A 19,284-nucleotide genomic window follows, 5' to 3' on the forward strand; every position below is an offset into this window, starting at 1 on the left:
ATCGACAAGACTGGAGCAGCTCCGATGAAGACACCTCTCGCCATTGCCATTGCCACAGCGGCATTCGCCGCCACCCACGCCTTCGCTCAAGAGCCTCAATCCGGCGGTGTGATCGACACTGTCATTCACCCGGAACCCCCCGGCCTGGTGCTAGGCATGATCCAGAATGCTCCGACCCGCACCGTGGCGGGCAATATCTATGAAGGGCTACTGCGCTATTCAACGGACCTGGAACCCATGCCGCAACTCGCTGAGTCCTGGGAGAAAAGCGATGACGGCCTGACCTATACCTTCCATTTGCGCGAAGGCGTGACCTGGCATGATGGCGAACCTTTCACCGCTGATGATGTGGTGTTTTCCGCCGATGTTTTCCATCGTGAGCTTAATCCCAGTGCCCGTGCAGTACTGAAACACATCGAAACTATCGAAGCCACCGATGAGCATACCGTTGTCTTTACTCTCAAGGACCCCTTCGGTCCCTTCATGATTTCCTTTGAAGCGGGCACCTTCACCATGGTGCCCAAGCATATCTATGAAGGAACCGACTTCCGCGATAACGAGGCCAACAATCACCCTATCGGTACCGGCCCGTTCAAGTTCGGAAGCTGGGATCGCGGTACCGTGATTCAACTGGTCAAGAACGAAGATTATTACGAAAAAGGCTTACCCTACCTGAATGGTATCAACTGGCACATTATCCCCGACGGCGCCTCAAGGGCCGTGGCCTACGAAAACGGTACGCTGGACGTGTTGCCCTACGGCACCGTGGAGAACTTCGATATTCCGCGTCTATCGGGGATGGAAGATACCTGTATCACTGACCAGGGCAGCGAATACTTCAGTCCTTTCGCCATGCTATGGATGAATAATCGCGAAGGCCCCACCGCCGACAAACGTTTTCGCCAGGCGGTAATGTATGCCATGGACCGTGAGTTCGCACGCGAAGTATTGTGGAATGGTTTGGGCAACGTGCCACTGGGTGCCTTTGGTTCCAATGCCAAGTTTCAGAACGAAGACCTCGAGCCTTACGACCACGACCCGGAGCGAGCCCGCGAACTGTTAGACGAAATGGGGTATGACGGTGAAGAAGTCGAACTGCTGCCGCTGCCTTATGGCGAAACCTGGACACGCTGGGCCGAAGCCGTACAACAGAACCTCAAGGAAGTCGGCATCAACGTAAAGACCGAAGCCACCGATGTAGGCGGTTGGAACCAGCGCCTTGGCGACTGGGACTATGATCTAGCCTTTACCTACCTTTATCAATACGGTGACCCGGCATTGGGTATTTCACGCACCTATCTTTCCACCAATATCGAAAAAGGTTCACCCTGGAATAATGTGGCGGGTTACGAGAATGAACGGGTAGACGAATTGTTCAACGAAGCGGCTACCGCCTACCCGGAAGAAGAACGCGAGGCGCTCTACCATGAAGTCCAGGAGATTCTGCAGGAAGACGTGCCGGTGGGCTGGCTGCTGGAATTGGGCTTCCCGACCATCTATCGCTGTGACGTCAAAGACCTGGTGACCTCCGCCGTAGGCGTCAATGACGGTTTCAAGGATGCCTGGCTCGACCGCTGACAGCCATTTTCGGCGGCATGCCCAAGGGCGGTAATTGTTTGCCGCTCTTCCTAGCCGCTCTTCTCGTCATCTGAATTGGCAGAGGCCTTCGCATGCTTTATGCCCGACTGATCGTGATGCGGCTATTGAAGGCCGTGATCGTGCTGTTCCTGATCATCATCTTCAACTTTTTCCTGATCCAGATGGCGCCTGGTGACCCCGCCGCCATCCTCGCTGGCGAAGCCGGCGCCACCGACCAAGAGTTCCTGCGCCAGCTACGCGAACGTTTCGGCCTCGACCAGCCCCTCTACGTTCAGTTATGGCGCTATGTGTCAGGTGTCGCCACGCTCGACTTCGGTTATTCCTACCGACAGCAGATGCCGGTACTCGACCTGATATTGGCACGACTGCCCGCCACCCTTCTGCTCACCGGTACCGCCTTCTTTCTCTCACTGGGCCTGGGCATATTCGCCGGGTCACTTGCCGCCGCTCGGGTCAAGAAAATATCCGGTTCGATCATCATGGCGCTCGCCTTGGTGTTCTACGCAACGCCGCTGTTCTGGGTCGCGCTGATGTCGGTGGTGCTGTTTTCGGTCTATCTCGACTGGCTACCCGCCTACGGCATGTACACCGTGGGGGCCGGACATACCGGTTTGGCTTATATTCTCGATGTAGCCAAGCATCTGGTGCTGCCCGCCACGACCCTGGCGCTGTTTTTCATGGCTATCTATACCCGCATGACGCGCGCCTCGATGCTCGAGGCCAGCCAGCAGGATTACGTCAAGACCGCGCGTGCCAAGGGACTCGCCCCCAGGCTAATCCAGCGGCGTCACGTTCTGCGCAATGCGCTGCTACCGATCATTACTCTGGCCGGGTTGCAGGCCGGTCAGATGGTGGGAGGCGCCATTCTCACTGAAACGGTATTCGCCTGGCCCGGCATCGGGCGCTTGATGTACGAGGCCTTGATGCAGCGCGACTACAACCTGCTGCTGGGCATTTTCTTTTTCTCGGCGGCTCTGGTGATCGTCTTCAACATCATTACCGACCTGGTCTACAGCCTGGCCGACCCGCGTATCAAGGAGGCTTCATGAGCTTCTTCGCACGTTTCGCCCAGAACCGTGGCGCCCTGATCGGCCTGATCATCCTGACGATGATCATATTGATGGCGCTGCTGGCGCCGATACTCTATCCCGAATCACCCTGGCGCATGGTCCAGCGTCCTTTTCTCTCTCCTCTGGAAGCCGAAGGTTTCCTCCTGGGCACCGACACCATGGGTCGCGACGTGGCGGCGGGATTAATGCACGGGGCCTGGGTGTCGCTATTGATCGGCTTGGTCTCCACTGTGGTGGCCCTGGCCATCGGCGTTCCTTTAGGTGCCATCGCCGGTTATTACGGCGGCCTGGTGGATGACGCCCTGATGCGCTTCACGGAGTTCTTTCAGACCATTCCCAACTTTGCTCTGGCGATCGTGCTGGTAGCCATCATGCAGCCTAGCGTGACCTCCATCGTACTAGCCATCGCCATCGTCAGTTGGCCACCGGTGGCTCGCCTTGTGCGGGCGCAATTCATGTCGTTGCGTCATCGTGAGTACGTCGAGGCTGCGCGCCTGGTGGGACAGAGCAACGTCACCATCATCTTGCGTCAAATTCTGCCCAACACCCTCTCGCCAATCATCGTGCTGGCCTCGCTGATGGTGGCCACGGCGATCCTGCTGGAATCGGCGCTTTCGTTTCTGGGGCTGGGCGACCCCAACGTGATGTCCTGAGGTTACATGATCGGGGCGGCGCGCACGGTAATTCGCCAGGCATGGTGGCTGAGCTTCTTCCCGGGGCTCGCCATTTTGCTGACGGTACTGGCGCTGAACCTGGTGGGTGAAGGACTCGACGATGCCCTCAACCCCAAACTTGCTCGCGAACGCTAGGAGTTCTTTTTCATGAATGAGCCTGTATTGAGCATTCGCGACCTGACCATCGCTCTACCCGCCAGCGCCGACCGCACCCATGCCGTGGAAGAGGTCAGCTATGACGTAGAGCGCGGTGAAATCATGTGCGTGGTGGGTGAGTCCGGCTCCGGCAAGTCCATGGCCGCCAATGCCGTCATGGGCTTGCTGCCCAAGGGTGTGCGTGCCACCAGTGGCGAAGCGATCTTCGATGGTCAGAACCTGCTTATGCTCAACGAAAGGCAACATCGTAAGCTGCGGGGCCTGCGTATCGGCATGATCTTCCAGGAGCCGATGACCGCTCTGAACCCCTTGATGCGAGTCGGTGCCCAGATCGGTGAGGTATTCGAAGCTCACGGCAAGCTCAACTCGGCACAGCGTCGTGATCGCGCCCTGGAACTGTTGATCGAGGTAGGGCTTCCTCAGCCCGAGAAAGCGATTCGCGCCTATCCCTTCGAACTCTCCGGAGGCCAGCGTCAACGGGTGATGATTGCCATGGCATTGACACTTGAACCGGAACTACTGATTGCCGACGAACCCACTACGGCACTGGACGTCACCACCCAAGCACAGATACTCGAACTGATCGCCGACTTACAGAGGCGTCGGGGCATGGCGGTAATGTTCATTACCCATGACTTCGGCGTGGTGGCCGAGATCGCTACCCGCGTCTGTGTGATGCGCGAGGGACGTATCGTCGAGCTGGGCAGCGCCCATGCGATTCTAGAAAATCCTCAACATCCCTATACGCGTGCCCTGATCGAGGCAATTCCCAGCAATGCGATGCCGGCCGCACGCGCAGCTAGCGAAAGTCGGCCACTTCTGGAGGTCAAGCAACTCAACAAGGTGTTTCGTTCACGCGGGGGTCTCTTCAAATCCTCCCGCGAAGTACATGCCCTCAAGGATGTCTCCTTTTCCATGGCGCGGGGCGAGACAGTGGGCGTTGTCGGCGAATCAGGCTCGGGGAAATCGACCCTGGGGCGCTGCGTGGTGCGCCTGGAGCGTCCGGATAGCGGCGTACTGCGGTTGGAAGGCGTCGATCTCTCCAGCCTCAAAGGCGAGGCGCTGCGACGTGAACGCAAGCGGGTGCAGATGATCTTTCAGGACCCTTACGCCTCATTGAATCCGCGCACCCGGATAGGCATGGCCATCGCCCAAGGACCGATAGCCAACGGTGTTTCCAAAGTCCAGGCACTCAAGGAAGCCGGTGCATTGCTTGAGCTTGTCGGCCTTGGCGCCGGGGTTGCCGACCGTTTTCCCCATGAATTCTCCGGGGGCCAACGTCAGCGCATCGGCATAGCGCGGGCTCTGGCGCTGAACCCCGAACTCATCGTCGCCGACGAAGCGGTCTCGGCGCTGGATGTGTCGATCCAGGCGCAGATACTCGAACTGTTGGAAGACCTGAAGCATAAGCTTTCGCTGTCGCTTTTGTTCATTACCCATGACCTGCGTGTCGCCGCTCAGATCTGCGATCACATCATCGTCATGCAGCACGGACGAATCGTCGAGCAGGGTACCGCCGAGGCGGTCTTTCTCTCGCCCAGGGAGGCCTACACCCGTGAGCTGCTCGATGCCATTCCCGGCCGCAGCCAAGAACTCGCCAGCGTCTGAAACTTATGTCTGCCTGATTTTCGGTTAAACAAAGGATCCAAGTTTGCAAACACTTCTCACTGACATCGAAGCTATCGTCGGCCCCGGCAATGTGCTCACCGGTGCTGATGTCAGCGCACGCAGTGTCGACTGGTTGACCAGTACGCCCTGCCAGGCCGGAGCCATCGTGCGTCCCGCCACTACCGAGGAGCTGGCTCGCGTCATGCGCCTGTGCCATGGAGTCCGCCAACCGGTGGTTACCCACGGCGGACTGACAGGGCTGGTACATGGCGCCGAGGCAGGCCCGGAGGAGCTAGTGATTTCTCTGGAGCGCCTGAGCCATATCGAGGAAGTCGACCGGATTGGCAGTACGCTTGTCGCCCAGGCAGGCGCGCCATTGCAGAAGGTACATGAGGCGGCGTCCGAGGCAGGCCTGCAGTTCCCGCTGGACCTGGGCGCGCGCGGCTCCTGCACCATTGGCGGCAATATCGCTACCAACGCCGGCGGTATTCGGGTGATTCGCTACGGCATGATGCGCCAGCAGGTGCTGGGGCTGGAAGCAGTACTCGCCGACGGCACAGTGGTAAGTTCGATGAACCGCATGCTCAAGAACAACGCCGGCTTCGATCTCAAGCAACTGTTCATCGGTAGCGAAGGAACTCTGGGCATCGTCACTCGAGCGGTACTCAGGTTGCAACCTCTCACTCCAGACGAACAAACGGCGCTAGTAGCCTGCCCATCCTTCGATGCCATGACCGGTTTACTGGCGCACATGGGTGCCGCCTTGGGCGGCAGCCTCGGTGCTTTCGAGGCCATGTGGCATAGCCATTATCACCTGCTTACTCAGGAAAGCGGACGCCACAAGCCACCATTGCTTACCGACGCCCCCTTCTATGTAATTGTGGAGTCGCTGGGCACTGATTCACAAAGCCATGCGACGCTGTTCTCGAAGGCATTGGAAAGCGCTCTTGAACAGCAGTTGATCGTTGATGCCGCGCTCGCTCATTCCACTGCTCAGCGCCGGGATATCTGGGCGATCCGCGAGGATATCGAAGGCTTGATACAAAACCTTACCCCCCTTTTCACTTTCGATATCAGTCTGCCGATTCCCGACATGGCGGCCTACGTCGAAGCACTTGAACAGGCTCTTGCACGGGAGTGGCCCAAGGGCCGCATGGTCACTTTCGGTCATCTTGGTGATGGCAACCTGCATATTTCGATCACGGTGGGCAGTGCCGATCCCGCCGCTCGTCGCGCCGTGGAAAGCCTGGTGTATACGCCACTGGCCGACTTGGGAGGTTCGGTCTCTGCCGAACACGGCATCGGTCTGGAAAAACGCGACTATTTACATTTTTCACGGACTCCCGAGGAAGTCGTCCTGATGCGTACCCTCAAGCAGGCACTTGACCCCTTCAATCTGCTCAACCGCCATAAAGTGCTGAGCCCCGAGGGCTAAGCATGCTTTCGCGCCTCGCACAGCGCCTTATGACGCCACCGCTATCGTCTACGCTGCTAGTGATAGCTATCGGCTTGTTCTGGGGCGGCAACTGGCCGGCAGTGCGCTTCATCCTGATGGATTTGCCGCCATTCACTCTACGTGCCCTGGGCTTCAGCGTCGGCGCCATGATGTTGCTGGGCTGGGCGCTGCTGCGCAAACTGCCGATTGCGGTGACTCGTGAAGAATGGCCCTGGCTGGTGGCGGCGGGAACTTTCACGATTCTCGGCTTTAACCTGGGTACCGCCTTCGCCCAGCTCAACATGGCCACCTCACAGGCTGCCATTATCGCCTTCACCATGCCCTGCTGGGCTTTGTTGATGGCCCTCGGCCTGCTTGGCGAAACAATCAGCAGGCGCCAATGGCTGGGCCTGGGCCTCGGCCAACTGGGCTTGGCGGTATTGCTCGGCCCGGCTGCTTGGGAGGCTGGTCTCGATGGCTTCATCGGGCCGTTGTTCGTGCTCGGCGCGGCGTTTTCCTGGGCGCTGGGAACGGTACTGATCAAGCGTCGCGGCAAGTGGCAGGGGCATCCGGTGGTGATTACCGCCTGGCAGTTCGCTATCTGCGCCGTGCCGATGATCTTGCTCGCGGTTGGATTCGATACGCCGCCTTCCCCACCGGCATGGCGTGACACCACTTGGCTGGCGCTAGGCTTTCATTTGATATTCGCTATCTGTCTTGCTCAGATGCTGTGGTTTCGTAACGTCAATCGCTTGACCATCGGTCAATCCACCATCAGTACCTTGATCATTCCGGTAGTGGGTGTTTCCAGCGCCGTCGTTTTACTTGATGAGCCTTTCACGCTGGCGTTGCTGGTCGCCCTTATTTTGATATTGGCCGCCGTGGCCATCGTTCTGACCCAGAAGTCAGCATCGCCATGATTAAACCGGGGTCAGCCAGTCACGAAATGCCTGTGGCTCATCTTCCGTATCGAGCATGATCGTCTCCATCGAAACCGGCCTTGACGGCAGTGTTGAGCGCTAGCATCGATGACATAATGGCTTTTTGTGTTTGGCGTACGTTCGTACGTTGCACCTTTCTGGCGCACTGGACAGAGAAAGCTGTCGTGAGCCAAGCTTGACGTACCAAACGCAAGCAGCCCGGCACATGGTCGGGCTGCTTGGCTGTGATATAGGTGGAGAAAGAATCAGCTCATTTGACACCCTCCCCCACCTTCAGAGCTAGCGCGCTTGTGGAAGGGGATTCCCAGGTCGTCACCTTCCTGATTCCTGCTTCGTTGTCCGTCGCCCCAATGCCTTGGCATTGCCGGTCTTACACAAACTCCACAGGCGTATATTCCCGAGTGCCCCTCGGTAGTGCTTCAACTCTCAGCACCGGCTAACAGCGCGGTGCCGGCTTGTAGAATGTTACGGGCTGCATTCACATCGCGGTCGATGCCTTGGGTGCCGCAGCCGGGGCAGTCCCAGGTGCGAACATCGAGCGGCAAGGATTCGACTACAAACCCGCAGCCATGGCAGCGCTTGCTGCTGGGGTACCAACGGTCGATCTGGACGAACTGACGCCCCGCCCATTCTGCCTTGTACTCAAGCTGGCGCACCAGCTCCCCCCAGCCAACATCGCTGATGGCCTTGGCCAGCGTGCGGTTTTTCAGCATGTTTTTGACCTGCAAACTCTCGGCAGCGATAACTTGGTTCTCGTTGATGATCTGCCGGGTGAGTTTGTGAAGGTGGTCAAGCCGGGCATCGGCGATTTTCGCGTGGCGCCGGGCCACCGTATGCCGCGCCTTGGCGCAGTTGTTGGAACCTTTTTGCTTACGCGATAGCTGGCGCTGTGCCCGTGCCAGTTTACGAGCGTGACGCGCCGTATGGCGGGGGTTATTGACGCGCTCGCCGTCACTGGTCACGAATAGGTCTTTCAGCCCGAGATCGATACCCACCATCTTGGGGGTAATGGACAGTGATTCGGCGTCCACTTTGCACAAGCAGCTAATGAAATAGCGACCGGCGCGGTCTTGGGACACGGTAACGGTGCTGGGGGCTGACGGAAGCTCGCGGCTCCAGCGAATGTTGAGGGATTCCTTGCACTTGGCCAGCGTGATCTGGCCGTTGCGATACGCAAATGCTGAACTGGCAAAGGTGGCGGACTGCCGCTGCTTCTTTGACTTGAATCGCGGGTATCGAGCGCGCTTGGCAAAGAAGTGCTTGAAGGCCGATTGTTGATGGCGCAGGCATTGCTGCAAGGGCACCGAACTGACCTCGGCGAGGAACGCGGTGTCAGGCTGTTTTTTCAGTTGCGTCAAGAACGCACTGGCATCGTTGTAGCCGACCTTTTCCTGACGCTGATAGAACGCATCGGTGCGATAGCGCAGCACCGCGTTCCAGACAAACCGCACGCACCCAAACGTCCGCGCCAGCAGGATTTCCTGCTCGGGCGTCGGGTAGAATCGGTACTTGTAGGCGCGTTCGGTTTTCATGACTTACAGCTTAATATAATTTTTTGTAAGTACGCAAGGCGTCCTCTCGGATGCCGCGCTTGTATCCCCTCCCCATTCGCGCTACTCGTCTCAGGAAGAGGTATTACGCGCTTTTAGATAAAAGTCTCGATACCAATCAACGAAGTTGGTCACGCCCTCCTTCACCGGCGTGGCAGGCTTATAGCCCACGGCCTTCTCCAACTCGCTGCAATCGGCATAAGTGGCAGCCACGTCACCCGGCTGCAGCGGCAGTAATTCCTTTATGGCTTTCTTGTCCAACGCCTCCTCGATCGCTTCAATATAGGCGGAGAGCTGTACCGGATCGTTGTTACCGATGTTGAAGATGCGATATGGCGCGTTGCTGGTAGCCGGGTCGGGGCTGTTGCTGTTCCAATCGGGATTGGGCTCGGCGATATCATCATTAGCGCGGATCACGCCTTCGACGATGTCATCGATGTAAGTGAAATCCCGGGTATGGTTGCCGTGGTTGAATACTTGGATCGGCTCTCCCGCCAGTATCGCCTTGGTGAACAGGAACAACGCCATGTCCGGACGTCCCCAGGGACCATACACGGTGAAGAAGCGCAGCCCCGTGGTGGGCAGGCGAAACAAATGGCTATAGCTGTGTGCCATCAGCTCATTGGCCTTCTTGGTGGCGGCGTAGAACTGCAGCGGATGATTGACGCTTTCGTGCTCCGAGAAAGGCATATTGGTGTTAGCGCCGTATACGCTGCTGGTGCTGGCGTAGGTCAGGTGCTGCACCTGGTGACGCCGGCAGGCCTCAAGGATATTGGTGAAAGCCACCACGTTACTCTGCACATAGGCGTGGGGGTTCTCGAGCGAGTAGCGCACCCCGGCCTGGGCGGCCAGGTGGATCACCCGCTCGGGAGCGTGTCCGTGGAAGGCATCGTTCAGCGCCTGTTGATCGGCCAGGTCGTTCCTCACGAACTGGTACTCGCTACCGGTACGCGCCGCCGTCTCTTCCAGAATCTTGAGCCGCGCTTCCTTGATGGCGGGATCGTAGTAGTCGTTGACCACATCGAAGCCAATCACGCTGTCGCCGCGCTCCAGCAAGCGCTTGGCCACGTGGAAACCGATAAAGCCGGCATTGCCGGTCACGAGTATCTTCATGGTGATATCAACTTTTGGGAAAAACGGCAGGTTCACAGCGTTCCATGAGGAAGAAGTGAGAAAGATATGGGATAAGGATGGCGCAACATCCACCGCTTATTACAGACGCAGGTCGACGGATTCTTTCGGCAGCACAAATTTGAGGTCGTAGAGCACATGTTCGGACCTTCCCCATGCCCGAATGTCTCCAACCCTGAGCTCGCGGAACTCCCGGTGGGCAACAGCCAGGATGATGGCGTCATAGGCATCGTTCTCCGGCCATTCGACCAAGCGTATGCCATATTCTCGCTCGGCTTCTGCCTTGTTCACTTGGGGGTCGTAGACCTCCGCCACCACACCGTAATCGCCAAGTTCCGCCAGGATATCCACCACGCGTGTGTTACGCAGGTCCGGGCAGTTCTCCTTGAAGGTAAGGCCCAGCACCAGAACCCGAGCGCCTTGCACTTGTAGCCGACGCTTGATCATCTGCTTGATCAACTGCCCAGCCACATAAGCACCCATCCCGTCATTGATGCGCCGCCCGGAGAGAATCACCTCGGGGTGATAGCCCACCTGCTGAGCACGGTGGGTCAGGTAGTAGGGGTCCACACCGATGCAGTGCCCACCCACCAGGCCCGGGCGAAACGGCAGGAAGTTCCACTTGCTGCCGGCCGCCTCCAGCACTTCCTCGGTATCGATCCCTAGCCGGTTGAAGATCACCGCCAACTCGTTGATCAGGGCAATGTTAAGGTCGCGCTGGGTGTTCTCGATCACCTTGGCGGCCTCAGCAACCTGGATGGAGCTGGCAAGATGGGTACCGGCGATGATCACCCGGCGGTAAAGAGAATCCACGAACTCCGCTACTTCCGGCGTGGAACCCGAGGTGACTTTCTTGATGAAAGCGATCCGGTGCTCCTTGTCACCCGGGTTGATACGTTCGGGACTGTAACCGGCAAAGAAATCCCGATTGAAGACCAGGCCCGAGACCCGCTCGATGACCGGAATGCAATCCATCTCGGTGGCGCCGGGATAGACGGTCGATTCATAGATCACCACATCTCCCACGCCCACCACCTGACCCACCGTTTCGCTGGCCTTTATCAAGCAGGTAAGATCCGGACATCGGGACGCATCGATGGGCGTAGGCACGGTAACGATATAGACGTTGCAGTCGCACAGTGCCTCGATGTCATTCGAAAAGCGCAGCTGTGTGGCCGCGGCCAGCAGCGCCGGCTCTACCTCCTGGGTGAGGTCGGTACCGTTGCGTAAATCGCCAATTCGCTGGGTGTTGATATCGAAGCCAACCGTCGGCAGTATCTTTCCGAACTCCACGGCCAGGGGCAGCCCGACATAGCCCAGGCCGATCACCCCCAGGCGCACATTCTCTATCTTCAGCATCGTCTCATTCCTTGCATGACAATGGATTGGCTCGGTTCAGGTCATGAATTTCATGCAAGCAGCCAAGCGCCGCCTCAATCACGATGCGTTCATCGAACTCCTCCTCGATGCGCACTCGCGCTGCCTTGCCTGCTGCCTGAAGTTCCGCCCGGGGCATGGCCATGCATGTCGCCATGCACTGGGCCAATGAATCAGCACTCTTCACCTCGCACAGCCAACCAGTCTTGCTGGCCACTACCGCCTGTCTGCACCCCGGGACATCGGACACGATGGCAGGCCGTCCCATGGCGGCGGCTTCCAGCACGGTCCTCGGCATCCCCTCCCGATAGGAAGGCAGCACCAGCACATGCGACTGCTCGAGGAAAGGCCGAACGTCGCCCTGCTCGCCAAGCACCTCAATCACGCCCTCTGCCTGCCAGTGCTGTACCTCGGCTTCGGTAATCGCGGTACAGTTGCTGGCCCCATGGGGGCCGATCAGCAAGAAGCGACAATCGGGGTAAGCGGCACGCACCTGTCCCGCCGCCTGCACAAACTCGCGCACGCCCTTGTCGCCCAGCAGGCGAGCGATCATAACGAAGGTAAAGGGGACGGGGACCGGCAGCGGCGAGAAAGTAAAGCGGGTAATATCCATTCCCGAGCCCGGCAGCACGGTGGTGGGGGGGCCGCACAGCAGGCCATGGCTCTGGAACAGGTCATGATCTTCCTGGTTCTGGAAGAACACCCGCTGCGCCCCGCGATTGGCAACGCCATAGAGCGCGCGCACTCGACGAAACAGCCAGCAGTCATGCAGGAAGGCGGTTCCCAAGCCGGAGACGTTATTGGCATAGGGGATGCCCAGCGCCTGGCAGGCCAGGCCCGAATAGATATTGGCCTTCACGGTAAAATTGAACACGAAGGCCGGCTTCAGTCGGTGCAGCGCATTGGTAAGTGCCAGCAGGCTTCTGCCCTCGCCCAGCAACTGGGTGCCCTTGCCCTCCATGGGCAGCGCCAGGTGCGTGATACCGAGCTCCTCCACCAAGCAGTGGGAGTAATCATCCTCCGGCGCCAGTGCCACCACGCGATAGCCCGCCCCCTGCAGCGCCACAATCGTGCCACGGCGGAAATTGTAGAGGTACCAGGAAGTATTGGAGACCAAGACTACCGTCTTCTTGTACGTCAACTTTCGTCCCTGCTTGTTATTGATCATTCTCTGAGACTCCGCTGGGTGAAGTGATCCCTGAAATTGGATCAGGCACACACCTACCGTTACACCAACCCCCAACTGATAAGGTAACCATTTACCGGCGTGAGCCACATACATGAGTTACATAAACAATAACGCCGCTTAGTAGGAGGCCACACTAACGACAACGACGATCAGCGGTTTCTCAAAGCCCTTAATAACCTGCCAATACCAAATGCCCTTGGGTCAAAAAAATGTGATAACGATGTCAGCCGAACGCTTGATGCGCCCAAGGAAACAGCCTTATTTGCGTGCAATGTCGTTCGGCCTAGAAACAACAAAGGACACTGATCAGAAAACAGCTCGACCTCACATTCACGAGCCTTTATCATCCTCATCATCGCGCGCCTACTCGAATACCTCTTGAAATATATCTTTCCAAAAATATTTTCAATTTCTGTCTTAGGCATTCTTCTGGCATTAGGTATGAACAAAAACTCACCAACTTCTTCACCCAACAAAGAAGTTGGAATTATTAACGGAATTACAAGAGTAAACAAATGAGAATCAAAATGGGCTCTATACTTCTCTACACCATTCCCTGGATAGACAAATCGCGAAACATGATATTGATTATCCACACTTCCTTTGTAACAGAACTGTTCTCTAGCAAATTCAAACAAGATAGGAGCCAAAAGGGATTTTACACCCAAGTCATCAAGAAGTTTATTTTGCGCAGGCACTGACTCGACAAAGGCTTTACCACTACACTCACTCAGAATATCCACAGCATAACTTTCAATATCTATCAACTCAGACAGCGCGGGGAACTTAACAAACCCCAACTCAAGAATTTTATCTTGCATTTCATAGAAGCCACTCCAGTATTTTGATAGTTCCGGGATGGTCAGGCTCATGGGCGGCGACATCTTCTTGAAAATAGCTTCCTTACGCTCTGCGGGAGTAACGCACGTTGATCACCTCTCAATCCATTTAGGTAACAACTACGTTGACAAATAGGGACAGGCATCGCTGTGACCTCGAGGATTAGCGGGGACTTTCTTCACCAGATATCACACCAGCCACACCAGCTGATACGGCAACCAGGCATGGGAGTGTGCAGCGAACACGAGCCACACCAGCAACACCGCCGCATAGTAGGCCACCACGCTGAGTACAATCACTGTCGACCAGCGTGCATCCGAGCTAATCAGCGGAAGCCGTGCGAACACGAAGATTTGGAGGGGGATCAGATAAAGGGCGACACGGTCGGTGGCGGTGGAGGACATTATCACCAGCGGGATGCAGGCGATGGCCAGCACTGAGAGCCACCACCACAGGCGTCGCTCATCTTCATTGAGTTGCAAATATCGGTGCAGCACCAGATAAAGCCCTGCGGGTACGGCATTCATCATTACGCGGATCAGCCCACCCTCGGACTGATAATCGGCCTCGACGTAATTGGCCCAGAGCTGGTCGGCGGAATCTAGCAGGAACAGGTAACCGCCAATCAACGTGGCCGTTCCCGCCCAGGCCACGGAAATGAGCCGGCTCTGGCTGGCCGCCAGCCCCGCCACCGGCAGCATCAGCACCGCGGACTTGTGGAAAGCCGCGCCGATCAGCACCCAGAGTACGAAAATGCGAACCCTGCCATTGCTGAGGGCCACCAGGCCGAGCAGGATGAACCCCAATGCCACCGCTTGGCGGGTGTAGCCCATGGCCACCACGATGATCAGGTAGGGTACCGCCACCATCAGCGCCAGCCAGGGCAGCGGCTGGTAACGTGCAAAGGCGACTACCCCAGTCATCACGATGGCGCCACAGACCAGGTTCACCCAGTAGATGTTGCCGCCCAGGTTCACCGCCAGCCAGTTGAGCAGATAATAGCCGGGGTCTTCGCGTAACAACACCTCAAGCAGTGTCATGGCGGAGACGTGGTCCAGATACCTCAGGTACGCCCCCCAATCGCCACCGACCTGGAAACGCAACCCAATGGCCAGGGCAAACAGGCTACCGACCAGCCACCAGATCGCGGGGCGGGAGGCCGGGGTCAGGCGGTATGGCACCAGAACGCCTACCGCGGGAATCAGGAAAAGAATCCAGTAAGGCAACATGGCAACCGCGTATGCAGTGAGTCGTTATTTAATGAGCCGTACCGCGAAGGCACGCGTCTGAGACACAGATCAGGTATCAGGAATTAGAAACCAGAGGCCAGAAACCAGAGATCAGGGAAGCTCAGGCTTCCACCACCGCTGCCAGGCCAGTAACTGCAGCACCGCCCAGAGCTGCTGGGCGTGGTGCCCCTGTCCCTTCAGGTGGGCTTGCCATAGCGACTGAGTCTGGCGGGTATCGAGCAGCGGTAGTTCTTTCAAGCTGGCGGAAGAGAGCAGATCCTCGGCCCATGGTCTGAGGGGGCCTCGCAGCCAGGCATCCAACGGCACGGCGAAGCCCATCTTGGGACGTTCCACTAACTCACGAGGCACATGGCGATAGAGCAGCTGACGCAGCACCCACTTGCCCTGCCCGTCACGCAATCGGATATGGGTCGGGATACGCCAGGCAGTGTGGAAGACGTCGGGATCCAGAAAAGGCACGCGCACTTCCAGGCTGCTGGCCATGCTGGCGCGGTCGACCTTCACCAGCACGTCATCGACCAAGTAGTGCAGCGTGTCCATCAGCAGCATCCACTCTGTGCTGTTGAACTGCTGGAGAACTGGGAACAGGATATCCGGCGTCCTACCCCATCCTTGCCCAACCAGCAGCGCGGCGGGCTGACGGTTCATCGCGGCCACCCCAGCGAACAGCGCCTGCTCACTGGGGCTGGACAATACTCCCGCCAGCTTGTGCAACTTCTCACCGAAGGTACGCAGGCGCAGGGCCGGCAGCACCCCACCTCCCAGCCGCATCAGCTGGTCGTAACGATGCGAGGGAATCGCCTTGAGCGACACTGCCAGGGCCCGGCGTGCCGGCAGCGGTAGACGCTTGAGTTTGTGCCAGACCCGCGGGACCCAGAGGTGACGGTTGTAGCCACCGAACAGCTCATCGCCGGCATCGCCGGAAAGCGCCACCGTGACGTGCTCGCGAGTCAATCGAGAGATCAGCGCAGTGGGTAGTTGGGAAGAATCCGCAAAAGGCTCATCGAAGAGTTCGGGCAGGCGGGGCACCAGGTCGAGTGCCATGCCCGGAGTGGCGTTTAGCGTCAGGTGATCGGTGCCCAGGTGGGCCGCCACTGCCGCGGCATGAGTGGACTCGTCGTAGCGGGCATCATCGAAGCCCACCGAGAAGGTACGCACCGGCCGGTCGGCCTGTTGCTGCATCAACGACACAATCAGCGAGCTGTCGATACCACCGGAGAGAAAGGCCCCTAGCGGCACATCGGCCAGCATTTGGCGGCGTACCGACTGGCCCAGCGCATGTTCCACCGCTGAAACGGCGGCCTCGGAGTCCTCGATGCGCCCGGCCTGCATGGCATCACGCGCGGCCTGCTCCGCTGACCACCAGATCGTCGAACTTGGCAGCACACCGGCCAGCACATCGGCAGCCGACACCTTCAGTAGTCCTCCCGGGGGCAGCTTGGCGATACCCTGGAAGATACTGGTTTCGCCACCCACACAGCCGAAGCGCAAGTAGCCTTCCAAGGCGTCGGTCGCCAGTGTGCCCTGCCACTCGGGGTGGGCCATCAAGGCCTTGAGCTCGGAGCCGAAAAGCAACGGGCCGGTGCCGGTGACGCTCTCCACCTCGCCCGTCACATCGCTTCGGGCAAAGCCGCCGCCCTGAGCGAAACCATAGTAGAGCGGCTTTTCACCGAAGCGGTCGCGCGCCAGGGTCAGGGTACGGGTTTGCCGATCCCATAGCGCAATGGCGAACATGCCCACGCAGCGCTTCAGTGTCGCCTCGATACCCCAGAGCGCGAATGCCGCCAGCAAGGTTTCGGTATCTGAATGCCCGCGCCAGTTGTGACGCTCCCATCGTCCTTCCCTTTCCAATTCCGTTCTTAGTTGTTGATGGTTATAAATTTCGCCGTTGAAGCTGAGTACATAGCGTTTGCAGGATGAATGCATGGGCTGGTGGCCAGCCGGTGAGAGATCCAGAATGGAGAGCCGACGGTGCCCCAATGCCACGCCAGCGTCGCCTTCGACCCAAACACCCGCGTCATCGGGGCCACGATGCAGAAGGGTGTCGGCCATCCGCTTGACGGAATTCTCCAACTCAGCCAGCGGGGGCGAGGCGCCTGTCAGGAAACCGGTGCAGCCACACATGTCATCTCCCCGTCCATGAATGCGAAACGCGTGCCAGGATGCCGCCGACGTTGTTCTCGAAGTAAGCCATATGGCCGGCGCCTTCGGTCGCCAGTATTTTCATTCCGCTCCTTGCAAGGCTCGTTGGTCATTCAGGTCAATGCCTTGATAGGCGGCCAGATAGCGTTCGGCGGTGGCTTCCAAGGAAAAGCGCTCTATCACCCGCTGGCGTGCCTGGCGACCAAGCCGCTCGCCTTCGTCAGAACTGAGCTCCAGCGCCTGTTGTAACGCCTCGGCCAGTGCCTCGCTGTCACGCGGAGGAACGAGATAACCGACCTCACCCACCACTTCCCGCACCCCGCCGCAATCCGTGGCCACGGTCACACGCCGGCAGGCCATGGCTTCCGCGACCACCAGACCGAAGCCCTCCCAGGCCGACGAGAGCACGTATAGGTCACAGGCAGACATCAACGCCGGCACATCGTGTCGAACACCGAGAAAGCTCACACGGCCGGCCACCCCCAGCGAGTCGACCAGCGCTCCCAGTTCAGCATGCAAGGGTCCAACACCGACAATCACCAACCGCGGCAATACCGGTGCGGGTGCCAGCCAAGCGAAGGCCCGCAGCAGGTTGGGGTAGTCCTTCGGCTCCCATAGGCGACCCACCGCCAGCAGCAGCGGCGTAGCCTCATCGACGCCCAGTTCCTCGCGCACCTGTTGCCGAGCAGCTTCGTCAAAGGCGAAGCTGTCGATGTTGATGCCGTTGTAAATAGCGAACATGCGCCCGGGTCGCAGTGCACGCTGCTGCTCGAATGCCTCCACCGCCCTCACTGACACATTGGTGGAGATATCCGCCAGCCGGTCCGTCAGCCGATAGGCCAGCATGCGCCCAAGGCCTTCCTCGTTGGTATTGTGTGCGCTAGAGACCAGCCTCGGCATGGGTGTGACAAGCCGCAACAACCGAGTGAGAATATTGGCATGCACTAAGTGGCTATTAACCACGTCGGGGCGGAACGACCGTACCAGGCGATGCAAGCGCCAAATTCCGGCCAGCACAGCCAACGGGCTACGTCGCATCTGCAAATTCACTAACTGCACGCGCGCATCATAAGGACGCAACTCAGCCTCGCCGTGAAAGCTGGCCAGCAGCACCTCGTGCCCCGCCGAAACGAAATAATCTGCAAGATTCGTTAGCAAACGCTCGGCACCGCCGACGCCTAGACTTGTAATGACAAGCAATATTTTCACATTACAGCTCTTGATAGATTAACTAAAAGTGAATAGGCATAGAAGAATCGCATCTCTTTTTCATGGAATACAGTCCATATAAATAAACTTCCAGCAATGGCTTATATTAACGGACTAGCATCCTGAAGTTTTAGGATTCCCGCCAAGGCGCCATTCTTGCTTACCACTAGCAGGGCGGTAACCTTAGACTTCAACATGAAGCTCTCAGCATTAGCGAACATTTCTAATTCATTGATGGTAAGTGGGTTATAAGACATGATGTCGCCGGCAACCAAACCATCAAATTGCTGATGATTTAACAAAGCACGCCGAAGGTCGCCATCGGTGATAACCCCATAGATCTTCCCATTGTCTATGACTACCGCCACCCCTAGCCCCCCCTCGGTGATCGTCATGATCACTTCCTTGAAGTCGTTCTCGGGAGTTACAGTGGGTAAATTCGTATGCATCACATCCTTGACACGAGTCAAAAGCCTGCGTCCAAGACTCCCCCCCGGATGAAATACGGCAAAATCCTTGGGCTTGAATCCACGCCTTTCAATCAATGCAACGGCTAGAGCATCACCCATAGCCAAGGTAACGGTGGTTGATGTGGTCGGAGCTAGATTGTTCGGGCAAGCTTCACGCTCCACTGAAACGTCAAGCACCAGATCGGAATTTCGGCCCAAGGTCGATTCGAGGTTACCAACCATAGCTATGGTCTTTACACCGAAGTGGTGCAGTGAGGGAATCAATCGAATCACTTCATCGGTTTCCCCGCTATAGGAAATGAGAACGGCTACGTCGCCTCGGGTAAACATGCCCAGATCACCGTGGTAAGCTTCAGCGGGGTGCACCGCAAAACTCGGGGTACCGGTAGAAGCCAAGGTGGCCGCGATCTTGTTACCTACAATTCCCGACTTTCCCATACCCGACACGATCACTCGTCCCGACGTATCTAGAATCATGCCAACGGCCTGATCAAAGGAGGTTCCCAGCCGGTTAGCCGTGGCCTGCAAGGCATCGGCCTCGACTTTGAAAACTTGCTGACCAACCTGAATACTCGATATAAGTATCGTTTTCCTGGTTGCTCGATTCATTGCGTCGCATCCTTTTCCATACTTTGGAAACTCT

Annotated in this window: 16 protein-coding genes; 7 read left to right on the plus strand and 9 right to left on the minus strand. The window is 57.9% G+C overall.

All coding sequences use genetic code 11. The features are described from left to right. Nucleotides 1-24: 24 nt before the first annotated feature. The 7 genes from LG290_RS08995 to LG290_RS09025 all read left to right on the plus strand — a co-directional run bounded on the left by LG290_RS08995 (nucleotide 25) and on the right by LG290_RS09025 (nucleotide 7,462). Entirely contained in the window at nucleotides 25-1,578 is a 1,554-nt protein-coding gene (locus LG290_RS08995) for an ABC transporter substrate-binding protein (protein WP_499834542.1), read from the plus strand. Between the two features lie 92 nt (nucleotides 1,579-1,670). Continuing rightward, on the plus strand, nucleotides 1,671-2,648 hold the full coding sequence (locus LG290_RS09000; RefSeq protein ID WP_499834543.1) for an ABC transporter permease: 978 nt from the start codon (nucleotides 1,671-1,673) through the stop codon (nucleotides 2,646-2,648). Next, nucleotides 2,645-3,322 (plus strand): ABC transporter permease, encoded by a 678-nt coding sequence (locus tag LG290_RS09005; RefSeq protein WP_499834544.1) that lies wholly within the window; start codon nucleotides 2,645-2,647, stop codon nucleotides 3,320-3,322. Before LG290_RS09000 ends, LG290_RS09005 begins: the two co-directional genes overlap by 4 nt. Before the next feature lie 6 nt (nucleotides 3,323-3,328). After that, complete coding sequence (locus LG290_RS09010; protein WP_499834545.1) at nucleotides 3,329-3,478, plus strand: hypothetical protein; 150 nt, start codon at nucleotides 3,329-3,331, stop codon at nucleotides 3,476-3,478. Between the two features lie 12 nt (nucleotides 3,479-3,490). Next, nucleotides 3,491-5,107, plus strand: a complete 1,617-nt coding sequence (locus LG290_RS09015; RefSeq protein WP_499834546.1) for an ABC transporter ATP-binding protein — start codon at nucleotides 3,491-3,493, stop codon at nucleotides 5,105-5,107. Nucleotides 5,108-5,150: 43 nt separating this feature from the next. Continuing rightward, nucleotides 5,151-6,542 carry an FAD-binding oxidoreductase gene (locus LG290_RS09020; RefSeq protein ID WP_499834547.1) on the plus strand — a complete coding sequence of 464 codons (1,392 nt, stop codon included), beginning with the start codon at nucleotides 5,151-5,153 and terminating at the stop codon, nucleotides 6,540-6,542. A 2-nt stretch (nucleotides 6,543-6,544) separates the two neighbouring features. Next, on the plus strand, nucleotides 6,545-7,462 hold the full coding sequence (locus tag LG290_RS09025; RefSeq protein WP_499834548.1) for a DMT family transporter: 918 nt from the start codon (nucleotides 6,545-6,547) through the stop codon (nucleotides 7,460-7,462). A gap of 440 nt (nucleotides 7,463-7,902) precedes the next feature. Here LG290_RS09025 and LG290_RS09030 read toward each other — a convergent pair whose 3' ends face one another. The 9 genes from LG290_RS09030 to LG290_RS09070 all read right to left on the minus strand — a co-directional run bounded on the left by LG290_RS09030 (nucleotide 7,903) and on the right by LG290_RS09070 (nucleotide 19,250). After that, nucleotides 7,903-9,015, minus strand: a complete 1,113-nt coding sequence (locus tag LG290_RS09030) for an RNA-guided endonuclease InsQ/TnpB family protein (protein ID WP_499834549.1) — start codon at nucleotides 9,013-9,015, stop codon at nucleotides 7,903-7,905. A 90-nt stretch (nucleotides 9,016-9,105) separates the two neighbouring features. After that, entirely contained in the window at nucleotides 9,106-10,146 is a 1,041-nt protein-coding gene (locus LG290_RS09035; RefSeq protein ID WP_499834550.1) for an NAD-dependent epimerase, read from the minus strand. A 99-nt stretch (nucleotides 10,147-10,245) separates the two neighbouring features. Then, nucleotides 10,246-11,523 carry a Vi polysaccharide biosynthesis UDP-N-acetylglucosamine C-6 dehydrogenase TviB gene (gene tviB, locus LG290_RS09040; RefSeq protein WP_499834551.1) on the minus strand — a complete coding sequence of 426 codons (1,278 nt, stop codon included), beginning with the start codon at nucleotides 11,521-11,523 and terminating at the stop codon, nucleotides 10,246-10,248. Nucleotides 11,524-11,527: 4 nt separating this feature from the next. Then, nucleotides 11,528-12,709 carry a glycosyltransferase family 4 protein gene (locus LG290_RS09045; protein WP_499834552.1) on the minus strand — a complete coding sequence of 394 codons (1,182 nt, stop codon included), beginning with the start codon at nucleotides 12,707-12,709 and terminating at the stop codon, nucleotides 11,528-11,530. A gap of 170 nt (nucleotides 12,710-12,879) precedes the next feature. Then, entirely contained in the window at nucleotides 12,880-13,602 is a 723-nt protein-coding gene (locus tag LG290_RS09050) for a hypothetical protein (protein ID WP_499834553.1), read from the minus strand. Nucleotides 13,603-13,758: 156 nt separating this feature from the next. Continuing rightward, nucleotides 13,759-14,799 carry an EpsG family protein gene (locus LG290_RS09055; protein ID WP_499834554.1) on the minus strand — a complete coding sequence of 347 codons (1,041 nt, stop codon included), beginning with the start codon at nucleotides 14,797-14,799 and terminating at the stop codon, nucleotides 13,759-13,761. A gap of 111 nt (nucleotides 14,800-14,910) precedes the next feature. Continuing rightward, a complete protein-coding gene (asnB, locus tag LG290_RS09060; RefSeq protein WP_499834555.1) occupies nucleotides 14,911-16,944 on the minus strand; it encodes an asparagine synthase (glutamine-hydrolyzing) in 2,034 nt (677 codons plus the stop codon). A 99-nt stretch (nucleotides 16,945-17,043) separates the two neighbouring features. Then, nucleotides 17,044-18,171 carry a glycosyltransferase gene (locus tag LG290_RS09065; protein WP_499834556.1) on the minus strand — a complete coding sequence of 376 codons (1,128 nt, stop codon included), beginning with the start codon at nucleotides 18,169-18,171 and terminating at the stop codon, nucleotides 17,044-17,046. Between the two features lie 101 nt (nucleotides 18,172-18,272). Further along, complete coding sequence (locus tag LG290_RS09070) at nucleotides 18,273-19,250, minus strand: KpsF/GutQ family sugar-phosphate isomerase (protein ID WP_499834557.1); 978 nt, start codon at nucleotides 19,248-19,250, stop codon at nucleotides 18,273-18,275. Nucleotides 19,251-19,284: the final 34 nt, after the last annotated feature.

Origin of the sequence: Halomonas sediminis (assembly GCF_044871105.1) — a bacterium.
GTDB classification, from domain to species: Bacteria; Pseudomonadota; Gammaproteobacteria; order Pseudomonadales; family Halomonadaceae; genus Vreelandella; species Vreelandella zhuhanensis.